The 22,896-nt window shown below is 48.2% G+C and carries 17 protein-coding genes; 10 read left to right on the top strand and 7 right to left on the bottom strand.

Annotated elements, in window-relative coordinates; translation table 11 throughout:
- Positions 1–12 precede the first annotated feature (12 nt).
- Positions 13–915 carry a LysR family transcriptional regulator gene (locus tag MKY66_RS24350; RefSeq protein ID WP_036605798.1) on the bottom strand — a complete coding sequence of 301 codons (903 nt, stop codon included), beginning with the start codon at positions 913–915 and terminating at the stop codon, positions 13–15.
- Between the two features lie 457 nt (positions 916–1,372).
- On the opposite strand from MKY66_RS24350, the gene MKY66_RS24345 reads away from it, so the two are divergent.
- The 5 genes from MKY66_RS24345 to MKY66_RS24325 all read left to right on the top strand — a co-directional run bounded on the left by MKY66_RS24345 (position 1,373) and on the right by MKY66_RS24325 (position 6,470).
- Positions 1,373–1,831: a chemotaxis protein CheX gene (locus tag MKY66_RS24345; protein WP_036605799.1), complete on the top strand. Its 459-nt coding sequence runs from the start codon at positions 1,373–1,375 to the stop codon at positions 1,829–1,831.
- Positions 1,832–1,887: 56 nt separating this feature from the next.
- Positions 1,888–2,661: an SDR family oxidoreductase gene (locus MKY66_RS24340; protein WP_047841269.1), complete on the top strand. Its 774-nt coding sequence runs from the start codon at positions 1,888–1,890 to the stop codon at positions 2,659–2,661.
- 435 nt (positions 2,662–3,096) lie between these two features.
- On the top strand, positions 3,097–4,470 hold the full coding sequence (locus tag MKY66_RS24335; RefSeq protein WP_076211121.1) for a DEAD/DEAH box helicase: 1,374 nt from the start codon (positions 3,097–3,099) through the stop codon (positions 4,468–4,470).
- 27 nt (positions 4,471–4,497) lie between these two features.
- Positions 4,498–5,250: an ABC transporter ATP-binding protein gene (locus MKY66_RS24330; protein WP_036605802.1), complete on the top strand. Its 753-nt coding sequence runs from the start codon at positions 4,498–4,500 to the stop codon at positions 5,248–5,250.
- A 2-nt stretch (positions 5,251–5,252) separates the two neighbouring features.
- Positions 5,253–6,470 carry an ABC transporter permease gene (locus tag MKY66_RS24325; RefSeq protein WP_076211122.1) on the top strand — a complete coding sequence of 406 codons (1,218 nt, stop codon included), beginning with the start codon at positions 5,253–5,255 and terminating at the stop codon, positions 6,468–6,470.
- A 156-nt stretch (positions 6,471–6,626) separates the two neighbouring features.
- On the opposite strand, the gene MKY66_RS24320 is transcribed toward MKY66_RS24325, so the two are convergent.
- From MKY66_RS24320 to MKY66_RS24310, 3 genes are all read right to left on the bottom strand, one after another.
- Positions 6,627–6,755 (bottom strand): hypothetical protein, encoded by a 129-nt coding sequence (locus MKY66_RS24320; protein ID WP_017692471.1) that lies wholly within the window; start codon positions 6,753–6,755, stop codon positions 6,627–6,629.
- A 251-nt stretch (positions 6,756–7,006) separates the two neighbouring features.
- A complete protein-coding gene (locus MKY66_RS24315; protein ID WP_076211124.1) occupies positions 7,007–8,305 on the bottom strand; it encodes an aminotransferase class I/II-fold pyridoxal phosphate-dependent enzyme in 1,299 nt (432 codons plus the stop codon).
- 178 nt (positions 8,306–8,483) lie between these two features.
- Positions 8,484–9,101 (bottom strand): pyridoxamine 5'-phosphate oxidase family protein, encoded by a 618-nt coding sequence (locus tag MKY66_RS24310; RefSeq protein WP_076211126.1) that lies wholly within the window; start codon positions 9,099–9,101, stop codon positions 8,484–8,486.
- Positions 9,102–9,258: 157 nt separating this feature from the next.
- Between MKY66_RS24310 and MKY66_RS24305 the strand changes: the two genes are divergently transcribed.
- Both MKY66_RS24305 and MKY66_RS24300 read left to right on the top strand, forming a co-directional pair.
- The gene (locus MKY66_RS24305; protein ID WP_076211129.1) at positions 9,259–10,716 is read left to right on the top strand and encodes a PLP-dependent aminotransferase family protein; all 1,458 of its coding nucleotides are present in this window, start codon (positions 9,259–9,261) and stop codon (positions 10,714–10,716) included.
- Positions 10,717–10,894: 178 nt separating this feature from the next.
- The gene (locus MKY66_RS24300) at positions 10,895–11,680 is read left to right on the top strand and encodes an AraC family transcriptional regulator (RefSeq protein WP_036605807.1); all 786 of its coding nucleotides are present in this window, start codon (positions 10,895–10,897) and stop codon (positions 11,678–11,680) included.
- Between the two features lie 347 nt (positions 11,681–12,027).
- On the opposite strand, the gene asd is transcribed toward MKY66_RS24300, so the two are convergent.
- Positions 12,028–12,819, bottom strand: a complete 792-nt coding sequence (asd, locus tag MKY66_RS24295) for an archaetidylserine decarboxylase (RefSeq protein ID WP_062837904.1) — start codon at positions 12,817–12,819, stop codon at positions 12,028–12,030.
- Between the two features lie 85 nt (positions 12,820–12,904).
- The gene (locus MKY66_RS24290) at positions 12,905–14,035 is read right to left on the bottom strand and encodes a YheC/YheD family protein (RefSeq protein WP_076211131.1); all 1,131 of its coding nucleotides are present in this window, start codon (positions 14,033–14,035) and stop codon (positions 12,905–12,907) included.
- A gap of 375 nt (positions 14,036–14,410) precedes the next feature.
- Between MKY66_RS24290 and MKY66_RS24285 the strand changes: the two genes are divergently transcribed.
- On the top strand, positions 14,411–19,558 hold the full coding sequence (locus MKY66_RS24285; RefSeq protein WP_076211141.1) for a WIAG-tail domain: 5,148 nt from the start codon (positions 14,411–14,413) through the stop codon (positions 19,556–19,558).
- 170 nt (positions 19,559–19,728) lie between these two features.
- On the opposite strand, the gene MKY66_RS24280 is transcribed toward MKY66_RS24285, so the two are convergent.
- Positions 19,729–21,294: a M4 family metallopeptidase gene (locus MKY66_RS24280; RefSeq protein ID WP_076211143.1), complete on the bottom strand. Its 1,566-nt coding sequence runs from the start codon at positions 21,292–21,294 to the stop codon at positions 19,729–19,731.
- Between the two features lie 60 nt (positions 21,295–21,354).
- Between MKY66_RS24280 and MKY66_RS24275 the strand changes: the two genes are divergently transcribed.
- Together MKY66_RS24275 and MKY66_RS24270 are read left to right on the top strand one after the other, a co-directional pair.
- Positions 21,355–21,477, top strand: a complete 123-nt coding sequence (locus MKY66_RS24275) for a hypothetical protein (RefSeq protein WP_339806199.1) — start codon at positions 21,355–21,357, stop codon at positions 21,475–21,477.
- Between the two features lie 436 nt (positions 21,478–21,913).
- Positions 21,914–22,870: a glycosyltransferase gene (locus MKY66_RS24270; protein ID WP_083657056.1), complete on the top strand. Its 957-nt coding sequence runs from the start codon at positions 21,914–21,916 to the stop codon at positions 22,868–22,870.
- The last annotated feature ends 26 nt before the right edge of the window (positions 22,871–22,896 follow it).

Below are 22,896 nucleotides of genomic sequence, written 5' to 3'. Positions count from 1 at the left end.
CATGGCTCATTGTCATTCTGAACTGATGAATTGGGTTTCCGGCATACCTTTGAGGTCACTTATGAATTGTTGCATTGCTGAGTTAAGGTATCGACTGGACTTATAGATGACACCAACAGGGTGACTGACCTCCAGCTCACTTAAGGGTATCATTCGCAATGTACCTTGACGCAACTCATGCGCAACAGATTGTTTGGAGATGACAGCTGCCCCGAGATCAATCTCGACCATCCGTTTCACTTCTTCGCTGCTCGATAACTCCATTACAATATTAGGTTCAATATTATGTTTCTTGAAGATAGTTTCCGTAAACCTTCGTCCTACTGTATCAGGGGACAGCAGAATCAATGGTGTACTGCGGAGCACATCCACTGCAGCATGTTTTTTCTTCGCCAGCGGATGGGAAGGAGATACCACGAGTTCAAATGTGTCATAGTACAGCACAGATGTATTCAGGTTGGGATTACGCTCCGTGAGATAACCGATACCAATATCAACCAGACCATTTTCGACCTGGGTATAGATCTGTGATGAAGGAAGGGATTGGATACTGGTTTTGATCAGCGGGAATTGATCTTGGAAATAGGATAACACCCTTGGCAAGATCTGAATAGCAATGGAAGTTGTTGTGCCTAATACGATACGTCCCTGAGGCGTTTCATCAAGATCGGACAATTTTTGTTTCAACTCATCAACGATATCGAGCATCCGTTCAGCGTGCTCAAGGAATACCTGTCCACGGTCTGTCAGGGTAACGGGTTGGTTACGATCCACAAGCACGGTGCTGAATTCGTCCTCCAGACTTTTGATCTGGGCTGAGACGGCAGGCTGGGTCAGGTTCAGAAGTTCTCCCGCTTTGCGGAAGCTCATCGTTTTGGAAATGGTAATTAGTGTCTCCAGTTGGCTTATGTTCATAGGTGACCTCCTTGCAGGCAAAATAACTTGATTATGTAGTGTTTGGTGCGATGTAATCCCGTAACTGGTTATTGTTCCGTTATCTTAAATTATAGGTGATTCAGGACAGCAGAGCAATGAAGGTAATTCTCAGGATCAAAAGTAGTTCAAGAGACTGTGAAAAAAACGCGAATACAAGAATTTGATTTTTTTAACAGTTGTGAGAAAACAGTAATAAAGTCCTAAATGCCTTTTACCACGCACAATGAACGAAAATCTTTCTTCAAAAGAAGTAAAAAGCGCTGTTTATTCGCTAGAATCAGCTATAAACATTTGCCCCACGGATGACGATAAATTATAGTACACATGGTTTAACGAATTCTTAATGAATTCTTGTACGTGATAAAGTATAATAAATTTAATGAATATGGGACTTTTGGTGTGTGACCAATAACCCAGTGTGAGGGGGACATAGACAGTGAAAGCGGAAGTGATTAATCCTTTCCTGGAATCGGCACGGAACGTATTTGAACAGCTCATCCAGGTTTCGCCTTCCACCGGGAGTCTTGGCGTGAAAAATGTAGAGTACATTGCAGACCATGTCTGGATCGTGATCGGAATGACCGGACAACTTAGCGGAAACATTGTATTTGGAATCAATGAACAAGTTGCATTGAAAATTGTATCTGCGATGATGGGTGGTTTTGTCATTACAGAAATGGATGAAATGAGCAAAAGTGCGATTTCCGAACTGGGGAATATGATCAGTGGTAACGCCAGCACGATCCTGTCAAACCAGGGTGTTGTGGTCGATATTACACCTCCACAAGTGATGAAGTCCGAACATCTGACTACATTTAGTGCAACGAAAGCACTGAGCATTCCTTTGCTGATGGACGGCATTGGGGAGATGGATATTCAGGTCATGATCTCGTAGAATAGAACCAAACGCCTCAAAAGGCAATATGTGTTCAATACGGGAGGACATCACGGATGCTGAAAGATCAGGTAGTGTTTATCACAGGTGCATCGAGTGGTATCGGTGCGCTGTGTGCGCAGATGCTGATAGAAGAAGGAGCCATCCCAATTCTGGCTGCCCGTTCACGGGACAAGCTGGAAGAGATTGGTGCCTCGCTGAAAGGGCCGCATGAATTACTCACACTTGATGTTACGGATAGTGAGCAAGTTCAGGCAGCTGTGGATGCGATATTGCATAAATACGGACGAATCGACATTTTGCTGAACAACGCAGGTTACGGGAAATTCGCAGCGATGACAGAGATGTCTGTACAGGAATTCGATGAGATGATGGACGTTAATTACATGGGCATTGTCCGCTGCACCAAAGCAGTGCTTCCACAAATGCTGGAACGTGGCAAAGGTCAGATTGTGAACGTGGCCTCCATGGCTGGCAAAATCGGTACGGCCAAATCCGCTTCCTATACAGCTACGAAACACGCTGTACTCGGATTTAGTAATGCGCTGCGTCAAGAGCTTCGCAAGACTGGCGTCATGGTGACAACGATTAATCCAGGTCCAATTGATACACCATTTTTCCATCGGGCTGACCCATCTGGCAATTATGTGAATAATGTACGCTGGATGATGTTGAAACCGGAAGACGTTGCGGGTCATATGATTCGGGCGATGAAAAAGCGCAAGGAAGAAGTGAACCTGCCAAGACTAGCTTCTGCTGGCATATGGCTGTACCAGCTATTTCCGCGTCTTGCAGATCGATTATCGCACGGTGTAATGAATCAGAAGTAAATGTGATACGAGGCATCATATACGGAATGAAAGAAAGGCTCCGCCGAGGGGCTTTTCTTTTTTTTGGCGTGTATATATACAATTCTGGAATAAGATTTGGTACACGGGCTTTTTTCGCATATAATGAAAGGTAATGTGATGACAGGCTTCGGTTTTATACAAGCAACTTATATGTTCAACTAAACTTTTTACACAATAACGGAGAGGACAGAAATAACCTGAAGAAGCGAAGCTAAAAGCTTTCTGAAAGAAAGCTGCATCGGAAGCATATGCTTCACCTTTATCCCCGGATTTTTCCTTTTGGAAAAAAGGAATCAAAAAAATCTGGGGATAACAGTGATCGGAAGGTTGTTCTGTCCTCGTAGTGTCAGTGTAAATATTCATTAGTTGAACTTATATAACATCAAAATGAATAAATTAAAAGGATGGACATACATGACGAATCAAACATTTGCTTCAATTGGCGTGGAACAGGATCTGGAGGCCGTTTTGGCGAAACACGGCATTAACGAACCTTCACCTGTACAGGCTCAGACGATCCCGGTTATTTTGGAAGGCCGTGATGTCGTATCCAAATCCCAGACGGGAACAGGAAAAACGCTGGCATATCTGCTGCCACTGTTACAATCCATCAAAATGGATATCAAAGGTACGCAGAAACTCATTATTGCACCTACGCAAGAGCTGGCGATGCAAATTGTACGTGAAGCGCAGCGTTATGCGGAAGAACGTAAGATCGGCGTATTGGGTCTAATTGGTGGTGCAGCGGCTAAACGTCAGATCGAGAAGCTGCGTGAGCATCCACAATTGGTTGTGGGTACACCGGGACGACTGAAGGAATTGATTACACTTAAAAAACTGAAAATGCACAACGTTTCCACCATTGTTATCGATGAAGCGGACCAAGTGTTCCAACTTGGCGGCGTAAGTGACGTAAACTTTGTACTCAAGAGCGCATTGCGGGACCGTCAGCTGATCTTCCTGTCAGCAACCATTGATGAGCATACAGCTGGACTTGCCAAGCGTGAGATGAAAGAGCCTGTTCAGATCGGAATTGAACCGGATCGAGCTACGGCTGCGGGCCTTGAGCATTATTATTTTGTAGAAGAAAACCGTAACAAAATTGACATGCTGCGTCGTCTGGTTAGACAGTACAATCCGGATCGGGCAATCGTATTTGTGAATGCAACCGAAGATATTGGTGAAGTTGAAGCAAAAATGAATCATCTGGGCTTGTCCGCTGCTGCGCTGTATGGGGATGCTGACAAAGTGACCCGCAGTAACGTATTGTCTGCTTTCCGTAATGGCAAACTCCAGTTGCTGATTGCCAGCGAAGTCGCTGCCAGAGGACTGGATATCGAAGGCTTGCCAATGGTCATTAACTATGACCCTGCCTTTGACTCGGAGCACTATGTTCACCGTGCAGGTCGTACAGGCCGGATGGGACGTTCGGGTATCGTTTTGTCCATTGTGGATGAAACACAGATCTTTATTATGCGTAAATTCGCACGCGAACTCGGAATCGAACTGTCAGAACGTGTACTCTTTGGCGGTAAAGTACTGGAGGCTGACCCGCGTCCGGACACGCGGCCTGAGGGACATTCGTTCTCCAGAAAACCAGGGCAATCCAGAGATCGCAAACCAGGTCAGGGCAATCGTAATGGGGGAACCAGAGCTACAATCTCCAATTCGCGTCCGGCAGGTAACAAACCAACGGGCAATACAGGCCGCACGGAGCGCGACCAGGATCGTAAAAATAAGGGAGCACCCAAGTGGAGTAAAGATAAAACGCCACGCTCCGAAGAATAGAATCTGACGAAAGGGGTGCAGGGATAGATGGAAAATGTTCAATCGCCTGTTCTGCAAATCAGCGGGTTAAGCGGAGGTTATAGTGCCAAACGGCCGGTCCTTCACGGCATCGATCTGGAAGTTGGACGTGGAGAGATGGTCGGACTAATCGGCTTAAACGGTGCTGGCAAAAGTACAACCATGAAACATATCCTCGGCTTGATGACACCTCAACAGGGCGAAGTACGAGTGATGGGCAAGAAGCGGGACGAGGATGCGCAGATCTACCAATCGGCCATGGCATTTGTACCGGAATCACCCGAACTGTATGATGAGATGACGGTGATGGAGCACTTGGAATTTACGGCAAGAGCGTACAATGTGTCAGAGGCTGATTTCAAACAACGTACGGAGAAACTGCTGGAACTGTTCCGTATGAATGAGAAAAGCACAAGTTTGTCGACTCACCTGTCCAAGGGGATGCGACAAAAGGTTATGATTATGTGTGCTTTTGTGGCCGGACCACCACTGTACATCATTGATGAGCCTTTCCTGGGACTGGACCCGCTGGGTATTCGCTCTTTGCTTGATTTTATGCTGGAGATGAAAGCTTCGGGATCATCCATCCTGCTCAGTTCACACATTCTGTCCACGATTGAAAATTACTGTGACCGTTTTATCGTTCTGCACCGTGGGCAGGTTATTGCTCAAGGGACGCTGAATGAATTGCGCTCCCAATTCGGGGAATCGGATGCCACGCTGGAGCACATGTTCTATTCCCTCGTACAAGGCAGGGATTGAGCATGGATCTCAAGCTGCTATGGAAGCAAAGACGCACAGGATTCTGGAACGGAATTCTTCCTTATCTGGGTTATGTGATCCAGAGCGGTGTAGCTATGGTCTTTTTATTTCTCGTCATTGCGTTCTCCGCCTGGTATACATCATTTGTCCAGAACATTCCGGCGGAATTTCCGATTCGCTGGATTGCATTGCTGCTGCTGGCACCGCTAGTGCTGTTCAGCAGTTATCGTACATATCTGCTTCCGGCAGATATTGTGTTCCTGCGACCACAGGAATACCGGATGCAGGAATATTTGAAGAACAGCTTTGCCCGGGGCATCATCTATAAAACTCTGGGCTTGCTGCTTGTGTTTGTTACACTGTGGCCGCTCTATGTCAGAGCAGATCTGGATGCACGGCCATTTGGCTGGTTCATCGTGTTCCTGCTGCTGTGGAAAGGGTTGTCCAGTTATGGAGCATGGCAAGAGCTAAGAATGGTTCAGGTTGGGGCAGCAAGAGGATATCGTCTCTTACGATGGGCTCTGGCAGTGCTGGCGGTTGGCGCCTGGTTATGGCAACCACCGCAGCGCAGCGTCTGGTTCCTGCTGTTGCTGGCTGTTGTCTACATCGTCGCCCTGCGTATACCGGTGAAACATCGTGTAGCGTGGGAACGACTGATTCAGGTAGAGCAGGGTCAGGCTGGCAGGGTTATGCGGACGCTCGGCTGGTTTGTGGATGTACCTTCATCTGGACAGAAAGTAAGTTCGCGTCGCTGGCTTAGCAAATTGGGGAGTGGTCTTCCCTGGAATGCAGGGAAAGCTTACCGTTACTTGATCACCAAAACGTTTGTTCGAACCGAAGTGTTCTCAATCGTGTTACGCCTAGTTGTACTGGGCATGTTACTATCCTGGTGGACAGCAGGCAGCTACTTTGGTGTCGGGGTGTATTTGTTCTTCCTGTTGCTTGCAGGTGTACAACTTGGTGCGCTGCGTCGCAGTCATAGTGAATCGTTCTGGATTATGATCTATCCAATCTCGGGTGAGAGTCGTCGTTCTCAGGTGTTGGGATTCATATTCCATCTACATGCACTGGTTGCGTTACTCATGTGGTTGCCTATGCTGGCTGCCGGAGCAAGCGGACTGACTGTCACCGGAGTAGCACTTATTTTGGGTATACTGGTGATTGTGATCATGCGGCGTTCGCAAGGTAACAAGTGGTTGAAGGAAGAAGAGGACGAGTAAACAATCGGACACCTGACCAACTCGGATTATTACATTGGGTTCATCAGTGAGAGGTACAAAAGATAACAAAAGAAGGGTATTCCGGGCTGTGTCCCGGAATACCCTTCTTACTGCTGCAATAAGATCACTTGGTTCTCGCGCAAGTGTGTATTGGTACTAACAGAGGAATGATTTAGTGATAATCACGAGCAAGATGAACAGAACGAGAATGGCACCTGTGTTTGTAAATCCTCCGCCGTAACCGCCGCATCCATAACCGCCTCTTGTATCTTCAACTCCAGACATGGTCATTCCCCTTTCAAGTGGTTGTTTGGCACGCCCTTGCGTACATCGTATATTATGTGCCGTGGGGGTAGGCTGATTGGGCCGATGCCCGGTAAAGCCAGAAATTAAAGCTTTTGGGCAGCTGTCCGGGGGAGTGGAGTAGTCTCATGCGAATTGTAAAACACAAAAGAACCCTTTGTATATTCAGTGACATGAAACGTCGCCGTTATACAAAGGGTTCTTATATCATTCAGGATACAGGTCTGTGTTAACTAAGTCGTCCGCAGATCCTGAACTCCACGATATATGGTTTCATACAGATCTTCCAACCCGGATTCTTCAATACAGGAGAAGGCGATTCGCAGATCCGATTCACCCAGTGCGATTGTACCCACACCATATTGGTGCAGCAAATGGCTTCGAAGTTCTTCAGCGCCAACTTCTTTCAGCTTCAGGCACATGAAGTAACCGGAGTTGAACGGATAATAGTCCCATGCATCTCCATACTTGCCGCTATCGAGAATGGCTTTTACCTTATTGGCGCGGCCTTTCATAATCTCGAACTTCTCCTGTTTCTGTGCTTCAAACTCCGGTGCTTTGAGCGCATCCAGTACAAAAGTCTGGGAAGGATGCGGGCCACTGGAGATCGTTGCCCGGATAATACCGAGTGTTTTTTGTTCCAATGCATGCAGAACGGCTGCATCTTCATGAGCATACGTAATGAATCCAACGCGGAAGCCCCATACAAACTCCTCCTTGGTTGCACCATCCACTTTTACAGTCAACACACGTGGATGAATGTTGGCAAGTTTGCCAAACAGGGATTCATGAATGGAATCTTCGAAGAACAGCCCGAAGTACGCATCATCTGTTACAGCAACCACGTTAACGCCAGCTTCAGCTGCCTGACGAATCGTGTTCACAATTGCATCTGCTTCTTCGGCTCCAGGTGTATAACCTGTAGGGTTATTCGGGAAGTTGAGCAGCACGATCGCTTTACCTTTGTCCTTTTGATCAAGCAAAGCCTGAAGCAGACCTTCACTGTTGAAGTTCAACTGATCATCGAACAGGGGATAATGAACCAACTGGCCATGACGACGAATTCCGAAGGTCAGCTCGTAATTTTCCCAATTTTTATCCGGATATATGACAGCGTCCCCTTCATCGGCGAACAGGTCGGCTACGATACTTAGTCCATGGGTTAATGCATTGGTTACAATCGGATTGCCAAACGTTTTGCCTTCAAGCGAAGGTGTTTCCTTCAGCATCTTGTCTCTCCAGACGGTCCGCAATTCAGGTTTGCCTGCAGGTGGAGCGTAAGGATACAGATCCTTTGGCTGGAATGCAGACAGCTTCTCCTGAATAACCTGAAGATGCATCGGCACACCACCCTCCAGGGCGATACCAATCGTGGCATTATGGGTCTTGGCCAAGCTTGCTGCTTCAGCAGATTGACTCAAAATCCCCTCTTTAGGAAAATAAATTTCTTTGCCAAGCTGTGACAGCATGGAGTAGACGTGACTGCTGCCTGTCTGAATACTTTCGTTCAACTGTTCAGCCAGTGGATTCATTCTTTTCATCCTTCCAAGTCTTTGTGATTCAACTGCCTAACATTATATCACCTTGACATGCCCCCGTCACGGAAATTACGCAATATGACAGTTATATCGCTTTACCGCGTTGTTGCAGAGGGTTTTCGGGTGGGTAATCGTTGAATTCAACCTTGGAGTAATCCTCAGAAAATGAAACTTACTGCTGATGAAATGGACAGTATTTCCGCATCATTTCAGCAGTTTCAGTATCTCTTCCTTCATTGCGCTGTTCTAACTGACCACTGATATGATCGAATCTTTCACTGGAGAGGTTTTGTCCGAATTTAAATTTGGCACTGATCTTTTCAGGAATAATTCGGACTACGGCTACAGCTTTGAGGTTTCCTGTGTAACGCGAGTCAGTAGCGTCAATGGGTACATATCCGCCTTGCGGCTGGAGTTTCTCCATAAATCGTTGTAGTACCTTACCTTTGATGTCCAGATCTTTAACCGGTTCAGCCTCACCGAAGGCCATGACACTTTTGAAGAAAGAAGTCGCCGGACAAGCAAGCTCAGGATCACTGAAGTAGGATGGAATTAGGGAGAACTCTTCAGCTACTGTGAAACTGACCGACGAATCCTGTTTGATCTGTTTCATCTTCTCGCCAGCCAGACTGCCGTGGAAATAAAAGCAACCGTCCATATATACGAAATTCAGCGGTGTAACCCGTGGTTGTCCGTCCGGACTGACCGTTCCCAGAAACCCGAAGGAGCACTGATCCAGAAATGTGGTAATCTCCTGTTCTTCATCTACTGTGAATTCTTTCCGTCTCATGTGTATTCCCCCATCATTGAAATGTATAATAGAACGCCATATCTTATGGATAACAATAGTTCATACATTGACAATGAAATAGATCCAATTTACATTCACTTTAGTAGGCCAATTTGTCGGGAATCACATAATGAAGAAAAATGAAGAGAGGTGCATGATGGAATTGTGGCTGCCCATGGATACCTATGAACTTCAGCATCGATACAAGTATGAGGCACTGTACCATGCGTTACGTGATGCCATTCATGCAGGCACATTGGTAGGAGGCACGCGGCTTCCTTCCACCCGTGAGTTGGCAAGGCAATATGAGATGTCACGTGGTTCGGTAGCTCAGGTATACGACATGCTGCTTGCGGATGGTTATGTCCATGCACATCGGGGAAGAGGTACATTTGTAACTGAAACATTATCCACTCAGGAAAATGAAAAACAGGAAGCCGTTTTCAAGTTGTCTGCCTGGGGCGAACGAGTACAGCGGTTGAATATGCAACATGAAGTCCTGCGGACTCAGATGTATTCAACGAAGCCGTCCGTCATTAATTTTCAAATGCAGCGCATGCCTGCAGAACATTTCCCGTTAGGGGAGTGGAAGAGTGCACTCGCTGCGGTTCATCGCAGTGGTTGGCGAGAATCGAGCGGTGTAGCCGGTGATCCGGAGCTGCGTGAGGCCATCGCCTCCCATCTCAGATGGACACGTGGTATCCAGGCTGAACCCTCTCAGATTGTATTGTTCAGTGGTTCAATGCAAGGCATCACCTTGTTATCTCAATTGCTGATAACGGAGAATACAGCAGTTGTATTAGAGAATCCGGGGTATCCGGGTATCGCCCATGCCGTCAAGTCCTGTGGTGGGCATATCATCCCGGCAGAGGTGGATGCTGCAGGCATTATTCCTCAGCCTTGGGAGGCACAGACGTTATTTGTCACCCCTACCCGGCAGTTTCCAACAGGGGCCGTGCTGGGGTTGGACAGAAGACGTGCCTTGCTTGCGTGGGCCTCAAAGCGTAATGCGGTCATTATTGAAGATGATTATGACAGTGAATTCCGATGGGGCGGAAGACCGATTGAACCCCTCAAAGTGCTTGATCGTGAACAGCGCGTCATCTACGTTGGTTCATTCTCACAAACGATGGTTGTTTCGTTCCGACTTGGCTATGCTGTACTGCCACCTGGTCTGGTAGAACCTCTCCTTGCCGCCAAGGCGTTGTATGAACCGGTACCTCCCGCACTGCTGGAGCAGCGCGCACTGGCGAAGTTTATGACCCGAGGAGGTTACCTGAGGCACTTACGACGGTTAACCCGGTTATACGGGGAACGGCATGATTTTTTTGTGCGAGAGATGGAACTACAGTTGCCTGAAGCATTCACGATGCAGCTTGGTGATGCAGGACTACATATCTATGCTACCTGGAATGGCGATGTGGACAGTTATCATCGATTTAAAAAGCTTGCCGAGGAGGATGGCATATTGTTCCGTGATGCAGAGCGATATCGGTTGACTTCAGGTCATCCGGCGGCCTGCTTTGCTTTTGCACATCTGGAGAAAGAAGAGATAACAGAGGGAATCCGGCGAATGCGGCTAGCCTGGGAGAAGTGCACATTTTCGTTTCGGTGAATTCCGCTGTATAATGGGATAAGACATTTCGCTCCTGTAGGAGCAGAGATCATATATGAGCAGGTTGTATTGAATGATGCAAGATACTGATATACATATGGCCTTGATTGAAGAAGTGAGATTCAGATCAGAATGATGCCATATGCAGAGAGATTAACTATCAAGGGGGAGTGGCGACATGCTGCAGGCATCGCCGTCATCATTTGTTATTTTGCCCGCTGTCGCCAAAATTGTCTGTGAACCGGGCTGGAAGTGGCAGAAGCGCGAAAAACCGATGCAAAACTATGATTTATTTTATGTATGGAGTGGTGAAGGAACGCTTGTACTGAATGACCAGTCGTATGAAGTTGGCAAGGGTAGTTGTTTTCTGTTCAGACCAGGAGATCATCCTACTGCAACACATAATAAGCAAAAACCGTTGGTACTTACGTATATTCATTTTGATGTGGACGTGCCTGTTGCTGATGTTCCGCAGTCCTATCGCGAGGTACAGGAAACGGTGGAGTTTGAGCATTTGCTGGCACGTTATGTAAGACTGTTCTTATCGGATGTGTACGGACGTGATGAAGAGAGCCGATTGATTCTGAAACAATTGATGATTCATTTGCTGCGCGCTGATACGGAAGAACCTGTGGAGAAAAAGGTGAGCAACCAGTTATCCGATGTGATCCAGGAGGTCGCCAATTATGTGCGTCAGCATCCCGGGATTACGCATCGGGTGGAAGATCTGGCTGCGCGGGCTGGCTTATCGCCCCGATACTTCTCGATCAAGTTCAAGGAACTGGTGGGATCATCGGTGCAATCTTATATTATCCGCATGCGTATTGAACGGGCGGAACATCTGCTGGTGCATACCGGCATGAATGTGACCGAAGTGGCGGATGCTCTGGGTTACCGGGATATTTTCTTCTTCAGTCGTCAGTTCAAGCAATATACCGGCAAAAGCCCGTCCGAGATTCGTTGAAATTCTGATGAGAAAAACAGGAAACCGTTTCAAGTCTGAAACGCAAGGGTAATGATCTAGCATTCCAGATGACCAAAAGGGGGAACTTGTGATGAACGGAAAACGTCGGGTCCGCAACCGGGGATGCTCTACGAAGGGATGCAATATTTTCCGGAACCGTCTGCGTCGCTTCAAACCGGCAGAGGACTTGCAAGATGTGTGGTTTTGAGGAGAACTCAGCAGACCAATAACGACGGAGCGAAGCTTCGTATTGCATGTATACATGGATGAATATGAATGCATAAAGAGGATGGCGCAATACCTGGTTACAGGTGCTGCGCCATCCTCTTTATTTGCGTATGGACTCATTAGTTCTTCGGTTTCAAACGACCAAGCAATGCGCCCATTTTGACCGAATCGCCTGGCTGTAAGCCCGGTTTCGGTTCGAATGTGCCACTCTGCGTCAGCAGAACAACGGTGGAACCGAATTCAAAATAGGCCAGATCATCGCCTTGTGCCCAGGTACTTGTGTCCGTATCAGCATATTGTATGCTACTCACGTTCATCGCACCTACTTTGACAACCGCCACTTCACCGTAATCATGTGCGATATACGTAATGAGCCGTTCGTTTCGACTAAGCACGGATCTCATATGGGTCAGGCCAAAGTCATTCACGGGATAAACTTTGCCCTTGATGTGTTCGCTCTCTATTTTGCGGCCGCTGACAGGTGCATGAATGCGGTGATAGTCGCGAGGGCTGAGATAGAGGACGAACCCGTACCCGTGCTTGTACTTCTCCAGATGGGGAGAATGGTTTAATAATTCAGCAAGTGTATAATTTTGTCCCTTAACATTCAGGAGTGTCCCTGCAGATATTGGACCGGCTGCCGTAATCTTGGCATCTACCGGGCTGATCAGTGCATGCTCTGAAAGTTCCAACGGGCGCATGCCCGGCTTTAATTTGCGGGTAAAGAAATCGTTCAGTGAACGGTATTCCTTCCAGTCTTTCTCGGCCTCCTGAACAGGGATGTCGTAAGTCCGGACAAAATAAGGGATAAATGCCTTACTTCCCCGGCTTTTGGAGAAGGCTCCCACAGTCCGGGAGATCCATTTGCGCGAAGAAAGCTCGGTCATTAATCGCAACAGCGTTTTTGCCATGAATATCCCCCTTAGGGTTAATGCGAACTTCAAGGCCGGCAAGACCGGCCGTTCTGCATAATATTGACACAGAATGCACACGAAATCAATATAGTCTCCTATCGTATGTCTGCGGTTGTCTCGGAATTCTCGAATTCTGTTCCAGCAGCAGACGCCCATAAGCCATCGGTTTGCTGTACGTTGCCTTCCAGTGTTCCGACATTCCCGCCTTGCGAAAACCGTAACGCTGATCCCGTCCATTGCATTCAATAAAGTAGATCTGGCCGCTGCGCGTTATCCCGAGATCAAGACCCAGATCAGCCAGATGTGGCAGACTGGCAGCCAGGTTCTGGGCAATTCGAAGTGCAACGAGTCCGATTCTGTATTCCAGTCGAGCCAGGTCGAAGCCAGATTCCCCTAATCCAAGGGCCTCCGCGAGCTTCATGACTTTACCTCCCTGGGCGATATTGCTGACAAACGTATGGGCAGGAGCCGCTTTGGCAAACATGCCTGTTATTCCCCAAAGACCATCGCCGCCACGTTGTACAGATACCCGCAAATCTACCGGCCTGCCCTCATAACGTACCAGTGGGATACGCTCTTCAATGAGGTAGGCATGGCGAAATATCCGCCTTAGGGTGGCGGAAGGAAGCTGTCCTTTGCTCAATCGGAAGGTAGCCCACCCTTTGCGTGCAGCCTTCGTCTCACAGGTTAGTTTCCACTGTCCATCTCGCTCAAAGACTCGCATAATCCCATGACCGATGCTACCGCTGCATGGTTTGATGACGAGGTCATCATGTTGTTCCATCATATAGGCCAGAGATTCTGGCGTAGCTTTAACTGCATGGGGCAGGTGTTCTCTCAAGGCGGGGTCCTGCTGAAGCATGTCATGAATGTGATCTTTACGGTACCGGTTGCGAACGTTGAATACCTGGATACCCTGCAACATCAGCTTGGTAATCTGATGCTGTTCCGTCCGGCGAAGCTGGAGTGAGCGGTTATGAATGACGGAGGGCAGTGGCATGCGCTCGCGAACATATCTGCCTTCTTTTTTTACATAGGCAAGACATGTTTTTTGATCCGAATCGATATCTTCCAGCCTCAAAAAGCAGGGAGTTAATCCATAACTGGCCGCTGCCTGTTCATAATTCGCGAGTGATTCCTGACCGGTCCTTCCGGCCGGTATCCCCCGGTACATGCGTGAATCGAACATAATGCCGATCGTTTCTTGGAGCATGACCGTTCCTCCTTCGATGTTATCGCGACCATGGATCGTCCATTCATGGAATGCCGGCCTGTCACCGCATGGCTCAGACATCGCGATAACGCAGACCGGTGTATATATGCATAGCCATGCACTAGTGCTTGCTCAGCGCGTTTTCAGACATGACCTAGACATAATATCCTATGACATGACTGGGACGGGGGCGTGGACAGCCGCCTTTCCTCTGCTGCCCTGACACGCCTATTTCCACAAAGATCATCGAACCTTCCTGTCTTGACGCCTGTACATTCGTGCTCTGGAATCCGCAAAAGTCATAAATGAAGTGGCAGATGCCCATATGGGAGCATATGATGCCGGAGATGAACGTTAGAGGAAGGAGCAAGCTGCATGAGTAAAAATGGCAAAAAGAAGGTTCCAACGCCGAAACTGCGGCATGTGAGCCCGAAATTTAAGGAATTGGAACTGACTGATCGCCGGGCAGACAAGATGAACTCAGGTTTCACTGTGAATAGGGAAGAACGCTTGAATACGAATAAAAGGGATTCGAGAGCTGTTCAGGAGTCGGAAGAATTCCTATTCGAATCAACGGAGCTACCTGCTTCAACAAACGAGCTGGAAGAGCTAGAGATTGAAGCCAAAATCATGCCGGAACCCGTAGAGTCTGATCGCAAGGAAGTCGAGACACAAGATAGCTCGGAAAAGCAGATTCAGGTTAGCAGCTTGGCTCCGCTTGCTCTGGAAGAAGAGCAGGACATCAAAAAGCAGGAGGTGACAAACAAGGACCGGCTGCAGATCCTGAACCAAAACCAGATGCCGGGTCATACCGGACATTACATCTACACGGACGACTTGAGTGAATTTGCTGTTACGGAGAGCAAGTTGGCTCCTTTCTCTGTAGATGCTTCCAAGCTGAAACCGGATGCGGTCGGCAGTGAGGCATTGCAGGATTATGCGGTGACCAGCATTCACATTGCCGACGGGGCCATTGTTTCGGCGAAACTTGCGGAAGCGTCTGTATCTGAGGAGCACCTGATTGACGGTTCTGTGTCTGGTCATAAAATACGAAATGCTTCTATTGCCGGTGAGAAAATCAGAGATGGCAGTATTACTTCTCAGAAGCTTGGCAACCAGGTCATCGATTCGGCCAAAATTGCCGACGGTTCCATTGGCACAAGACATCTCAGCCGCATGCTGGTCACGGAAGAATTAATTAAGAATCATGCCGTGACCGGAGACAAGATCGCGATTAGCGGGGTGGATACAAGACATCTCACGGGGGGAGCTGTGAATACCTCCAAACTTGCTGACGATGCAGTGACTACGTCCAAAATTCGGGAAGCTGCTGTCACAGGCAGCAAAATCGAAGAACTATCCATCGAATCTCACCACATTCAGGCAGGTGCTGTTAAACAGACACATCTGGCAGAAGGGGCTGTCGGTCGTCCACAACTATTAAGTGGCAGTATTGGAAGTGACCAGATAGAGGATGGATCCATACAAACAAGACATTTAGCTGAGGGTTCACTAACTGGAAGACATCTCCTGGACGGTTCAATCGGATCAAGTCAGATTCGAGCTCATTCCGTTGGCAAGGAGCAGATTGGCAATGGAGAAGTGGGCAGTGAGCATTTGACGGAAGGTGCAGTAACCAGCAGCAAACTGGCAGACCAGTCTGTGGGAACAGCCAAATTGCTGGAGCAGTCCATTACGGCATCCAAGATCTCTGATCAGAGCGTCATTTCTTCCAAAATCGCGGATGAAGCCGTACAGGGTAAACATCTTGCCAAAGGGTCCATTCGTGCGGAACACATTGCGAATCGGGGAATTACACCGGTACATGTGGACAATTCCGCAATTCACTCTATTCACATTGCAAGTGGAAGCATCGAGGCAGCTCATCTATCTGCCGGAAGTGTGTCCGGAGACGCTCTTGCAGACGACGTGGTGTGTGAGCGGCATCTTGCAGAGTCGGCCGTGGGTACGTATGAATTGCAGGATGCTGCCGTTACAGACGTTAAACTCGCGGATGGAAGTGTGACAACAGAAAAGCTTGGAACGGCATCAGTAAGTAGCAGAGCGCTTGCCCCGGGAAGTGTTATATCCTCGCATCTTGCGAGTGGTGGAGTCACAGGGACACATCTGGCTCCAGGCAGCGTGGGTTCCGAGGCCCTAAGACCTTATGCAGTGAAATCAGAACATCTGACAGAACATGCCGTAGGTGTACCTCATCTTCAGCCGGGCAGTGTTGAAACGGATGCGATTGCACGGTCCGCGGTCACAACAGACAAATTGGCTATTGATAGTGTAACTTCAGCCCAGCTGGCTGGCGGGTCCATTTTTCCGCCTCATCTAACAGATCATGCGGTTACCTCCCCCAAGCTCTCACCAGAAAGTGTTGCCACAGATAAACTGGCGGATTTTGCTGTTACGTCAGCTAAACTGGCAGACGGCAGCGTGACTTCTTCCAAGATTATGGCAGAGAGTATTAACGCCAAACATATTCCAGCAGGAACCATTCGCGGATATCACCTGAAGCAGCATGCCGTTTCACTGGAACATTTGTCGGAAGAAATACGCTCGCCCGAGTTATTCGCTGATGGCAGTATTACCGGCAACAAACTTCGGCATGGCTCCATAAGTGCGGACCATTTGACAGCAGACTCGGTATCCGGGACAGAACTGCAACAGGCTGCTGTAGGTAGCGAGCACTTGCAGCCATCCGTTGTACAATCCGTCCATTTGGCTGAAGGCAGCGTGAAGTCTGATCATTTGGGGACTCAAGTAGTGGGCTCACAGCATCTGAAGCCAGACATTATTCATGAGGAGCATATTGCTGAACAGGTGGTTACGTCGCATCACTTGGCACCCGGATCTGTCGAAACAGACCATCTGGCACCTTTATCCATTACAGCAGCTCACCTTCAGCCAGGTTTGATCAGTGGTTTGCATCTTCAGGCAGAGTCAACAAGTGCTGTTCACCTGCAGCAAGGAGCTGTGCATTCCCGTCATATTCAAGATGGTGAGATTCTTCCTCATCATATCCATGAACGCAGCATCGGAACATCTCATCTGGAAGAAGAAGCGGTAAGTACGATTATTTTGCAGGATGAATCTGTAACACGCTCCAAATTAGCAACGGGTAGTGTGGATGGCAGCAAATTAGCTGCAGGAACCGTATCGGCTACTCACATTGCCAATGAAAGTGTGCAAACCCGTCATATCCAAGAAGGCGCAATCCTTGCTGATCATATTCAAGAGTGCAGTATTGGCTCAGTTCATCTGGATGAGGAGGCTGTAAGTTCGGTTCATTTGCAAAATGGATCTGTAACAAGTGCCAAACTGGCGGATGGCAGTATAAACGGCAGCAAATTGCTTGAAGGAACCGTATCGGGGATTCATATTGCGTCCGAAAGTGTGCAACCCGGGCACATTCAGGCAGGGGCTATTCATGCTGACCATATTCAGGAGCGGAGCATCGGCACAACCCATCTGGAGGAGGAAGCAGTAAGTGCGATTCACCTGCAAAATGGGTCTGTCATCAGTGCCAAACTGGCCGACGGCAGTGTAACCGGCAGTAAGTTGATCGAAGATGCGGTGTCAGGAATCCATATCGCCTCTGAAAGTGTGCAATCCCGCCATATCCAGGCAGGAGTAATCCTTGCTGATCACATTCAGGAGCACAGCATCGGCATGCTTCACTTGGAACAGGAAGCAGTAAGTGCCATTCATCTGCAAAATGGATCTGTAACAAGTACCAAGTTGGCCGATGGCAGTGTAACCGGCAGCAAGTTGCTTGAAGGAGCAGTATCAGATATCCACATTGCAGACGATAGTGTGCAATCCCGTCATATTCAAGAGGGAACAATCCTTGCTGATCATATTCAAGAGCGGAGCATCGGCACAGCACATTTGGAAGAGGAGTCGGTAAGTGCCATTCATTTGCAAAATGGATCTGTAACGAGTGCCAAACTGGCGGATGGCAGTATAACTGGCAGCAAGTTACTTGAAGGTACGGTATCCGGGATTCATATCGCATCGGAAAGTGTGCAATCCGGGCATATTCAGGCAGGAGCTATTCATGCTGGTCATATTCAGGAGCGAAGTATCGGCACAGCCCATCTGGAAGAGGAATCAGTAAGTGCGGTTCATCTGCAAAATGGGTCCGTCACAAGTGCCAAATTGGCTGATGGTAGCATTAGCGGCAGCAAATTGCTCGAAGATGCTGTATTGGGGAGCCATATCGCATCGGAAAGTGTGCAAAGTCGCCATATCCAGACAGGAGCGATCCTTGCTGATCATATTCAGGAACATAGCATTGGTACGTCCCATCTGGAGGAGGAAGCAATAAGTGCGGTTCATCTGCAAAATGGGTCCGTAACAAGTGCCAAACTGGCCGATGGCAGTGTGAGCAGCAGCAAACTGCTTGAAGATGCGGTGTCGGATGTCCATATTGCCAATGGAAGTGTGCAATCCCGTCATATCCAAGAGAGAGCCATACATGCTGACCATATTCAAGAGCGAAGCATTGGGATCTCCCACCTCAAAGCGGAATCGGTAAGTGCGATTCACCTGCACAATGGTTCCATAACAAGTGCCAAAATGGCTGACGGCAGTGTGAACGGTAATAAATTACTTGAAGGTGCGGTATCGGCTATTCACATAGCAGACAAAAGTGTGCAATCTCGTCATATTCAGGATGGAACCATTCTTGCTGATCATATTCAGGAACGCAGTATTCGCACAGTCCATCTGGAAGAGGAATTGGTAAGCGGAATTCACCTGCAGAATGGATCCGTAACGAGCGCCAAACTAGCTGATGGCAGTGTAACTGGCAGCAAACTGGGTGACCAAAGCATTACCTCCAATCACTTGAATGCGGGAATTGTTGGTCCTGCCCATTTAAGTGTAGAGATCTGGAATGCGATTCGTCAGTTCAGTGGAGAAACGCTGGAGCAGCTGGCAGCTATCAAAAGACAAGAGGGATTGCTTCAACCACAAAATGAAGGTGTACAGCAATCACAGCAGGTCATTGTCGAGGCATTGCCGAGTGCTGGTCTGGAGCAACAACAAGAGCTGATATCCCAAACAGATCAGGCTCAGCAACCACAGCTTGAACGGTCACAGGAGATTGTTGGAACTACGGAGTTTATGTTAAGTGAACAATCGATTACACAGGAGCATCTGTGTGATGATGCTGTGGGCAGCAGCCAGTTGCAATCGGGGGCAGTTCAGGCCAAACATCTGGCCTTCCAGCCCGTTCGCAGCGTAAGCAAACAACCGGTTGTACAACAATTCGGGATGGAAGCTTTTGTACTGCCAGAGAGTGAAGTATGCACAGAGGTAACTGTTGTTTTTGAAGAATCATTTGCTTCAGAACATTATGTGATTGTGGGCATGAGCAATGATCGGGGATTCCAGATTTCCCTGCTCTCGCAGAGTGAGGATGAAGCGGTACTTGAAGTGTCACGTACAGCAGATTGCAAGCATACGTACGGATTGTTGTCATGGATTGCTGCGGGACCTTCGCAAGGATAGTGCAGGATTGTATCCGTAATAAACAAATGACAAAAGCGGTGTCCAGAGTTGTCCGGGACACCGCTTTTGATTGATATCAGCTTAATCCGTTCGGACGGTGAGGGGTGTCTGAACGTTTTGTTACCATTAGGATAAGTACATTATAAGTTCAACCGCATTAAAATAAAATTTTACAGGCCTACAGCTTGATACGCTTTGGTAATGGCAGTAGCTTCAGCAGAATTCGCTCCGTACAGATCTTTGGCAGCTTGGATGGTAGCTGTTTTGGCAGCTGCAAATTTGGACGTTGGTGTCAGGTAGTTCACCAGTGTGCTGTAGAAAATCTGGATCGCTTTATCCCGGCCGATTCCAGTAACAGTTACACCATTATGTGTTCCGCCTTGAGCAGCAAGGTAGTAAGCTTTGTTAATGATACCACTGTTGATATGGACACCGCCGTTGTCCTGTGAGCCTGTGTAGCGATCGCTGTATTTGTCAGGTTGACCATACAATGTAGGGTTGGAGAGGGAGCGCAGCGCATCTCCTGGAATGTTAGGTGTGTAGATATCATCACCGAGCAGCCAGTTTTTGCTTTGGATCGTATTACCGAAAATATCGGCAAAGGCTTCATTAAGTGCACCTGGTTCATTGCGGTACTCCAGATCGGCTGTATATTCAATAACGCCATGCGTCAATTCATGGCCCACAACATCCAGATCACCAGACAGGGATCGGAACGTCGTTCCATCTCCGTCACCAAAGACAATCTGTGCCCCGTTCCAGAAGGCGTTATTGTAATTGGAGCCGTAGTGCACGGTTGATCTGATCAACAATCCGTTACCATTAATACCGTTACGGTTGAATTTGTTTTTGTAGAAATCATACGTAGCAGCCGCATGAGCGTGAGCATCTACACCTGCACGATCGGTCCATACATTATCCGAATCCGTGAGCAAGCTACCAGGCAGTGAGGAGCCATTGTTTGCCGTGTACGTTTGGATGCCATTGCCGCGAGTGGTGTCTTTCAGTTGGAAGGTGCTGCCGGATTGGGTGGTTGTCAGGGTTTTGGTATCTCCAAGCACACCTGTACCTGTTCCGGTGGCAAAGTTAATGAGGTCAAACTGGGATACGATACTGCCATCCACTGCGTTAATGAAATATTTGGTCCGTAGAGGGGCAGGTTCCAGTACGTTTACTTCCGTAATGTAAACCAGATACGTCTGGCCATCTTCTTCATGATGATAGATGTTCAATTCAGCTTGAGGCGTGATTTCCGCGGCACCAAGCTCTCCAATCCGGGAGGTTGCTTCTTCGGTTGCAATCTGGATCGCGTCTTCTCCGCTGATCTCGGCTACACCATCATTCGGAATGGCCTGCTCTTCAATCGGCGGAAGATCGCCAAGTGCGGAGCTCACGGCTCCGGTTTTGTCCAAGTGGACCGTCTGTTCTGCACCATAAACCGGGATACCTTTAATATACTGTTTCAGGCGGAAGTGTCTTACGCCAGATGTATCTGTGTTTCTTTTGACAATTTTGAGCTGGGATTTCACATCGGAATTCAGAAATTGTTCCTGCTGTCCAAGATAATTAAAGATAGTGTCATCTGTTCCACTGTTCAATGGAATACCCTCCTCAGAGGCATAAGGGGCCTGAAGTGGAATGGATTGATCAGACACTGGAGCTGCAGTAGCAGAGGACACGGAAGCGAGCAAAAGAGCTCCTCCAAGAATTGTTGGCATAACTTTGGCAAATTTCATAGTAAACTCTCCCATTCTTAAACTTATTTTTTGGTTGGAAAATGTTCATGCCAGTCTCGGTTGGAATTCCGTCTGCAACTTGGGCAGCGCGGAGCGTGGGGCTGGACCGCCGGGGGTTGTCCAATTGCGCAGGTAGAAGATACGTTCACGGAAAACTGGGGTGTTCAATCCGGGTTTGCGTAAATGACAAATGCAGTGTGTTCTGAACGGCATCACTCCTCTCAAGAGTAGAATGTATCTGCTTAACAAGTTCTGTGAATGAGGTCATCATCTAATCAACCTAAGGTCAATAAATTGATTTAAAAAATATAGGGGAACTTATGTTCACCACAAGGTTATTTTTGTAAATAAATCTGCTTGGATCGTATATTATCACAATGTAAAACTTTGGAAAAGATACAATTTTAGATTTTTGTTAAAATTGTGTCTGAAGTAGGGGAGAGGTAGCGTTTTCCACATATTTTGACGTATTTTGTCTAGAAGTAAGGCCTGTACCCTCGTGTTCACAGGGAGAACCTGCTTAGTGCAAGGACAAACGCCGTTTCCACGGCTCCACGAATACATAGAATAACGTGTACTCCCTTGGCATGCCGATGATCGAATGCGGGAGGTGAAACTGTTGCGCAAAACCCGTGCCACAGCACGTTATGCAACCCGATCCAATGTGACACGAAGAAAAACAGTACTGAAGAAACGAAAATGGAAGTCTGGACACAAAAAGGGTACAAAGGCCTATACGTTCGTTATTCCATCCAAACAGCTGATGTCACAGGCTAAGGATGGAGTAGAGAATGGAGCGGAAAATGGCATGAGTGATGCTCCTTCACACAGGGATGTTTCTCAGCGACCGATGCTCTCGGTCATTATTCCTGCTATGAATGAGGAGAAAAGGATTGGTGCAGTTGTCCGTGAAGCGCGGCGGATATGCCGTGATGCTGAAGTGCTTGTCGTTGTGAATGGTTCAACAGACGGTACGGCTAACGCAGCCAAACGGGCTGGAGCACGAGTGCTCACGTATGCAGAAGCGCTGGGGCATGATGGAGGACGAAAAGTAGGCGCGGCAGCTGCCTATGGTCAGGTGTTGTTATTTACTGATGCAGATATCGCAATTCCCGCAGAGCACCTTGCGCCTTACGTGAAGGCTGTGCTGAAGGGAACGGATGTGGCGCTTAACGACTACCATGGGCCGGTCACTCATCATCCCGTTCATCCGGTAGTGGAGGCCAAACACATGTTGAACAGCATACTCGCAAGATCCGATCTCCGGGGGGCATCCATGACAGCTATTCCACATGCAATAAGCCGAAAAGGACTTGAGGTCATGGGCATATCCTCACTGGAAGTTCCGCCACTCGCACAAGCCAAGGCTGTGATCGGCGGACTTCGGGTACGCGCTGTTCATCACGTACCTGTGGGTAGAATGAATGCAGTACGAATCAAGAAGCGAAGCGGACCTGATCCGCTAAGTCAGGTGGTACTGAATGATCATATGGCAGCGATCAAGTGGATTACGGATACGCTCGGTCCCCGCGGAGGTTATACCGATCTGAAACGTGTTCGCAACCTGGCGAGGTAAGCATGTCGCATCGGATGATGCAGCAT

This window comes from Paenibacillus sp. FSL R5-0766 (assembly GCF_037971845.1).
In the GTDB taxonomy this organism is placed as follows: Bacteria; Bacillota; Bacilli; order Paenibacillales; family Paenibacillaceae; genus Paenibacillus.
Note: the sequence above shows the minus strand (reverse complement) of the source record. Positions and strands in the feature narration are given on the sequence as shown.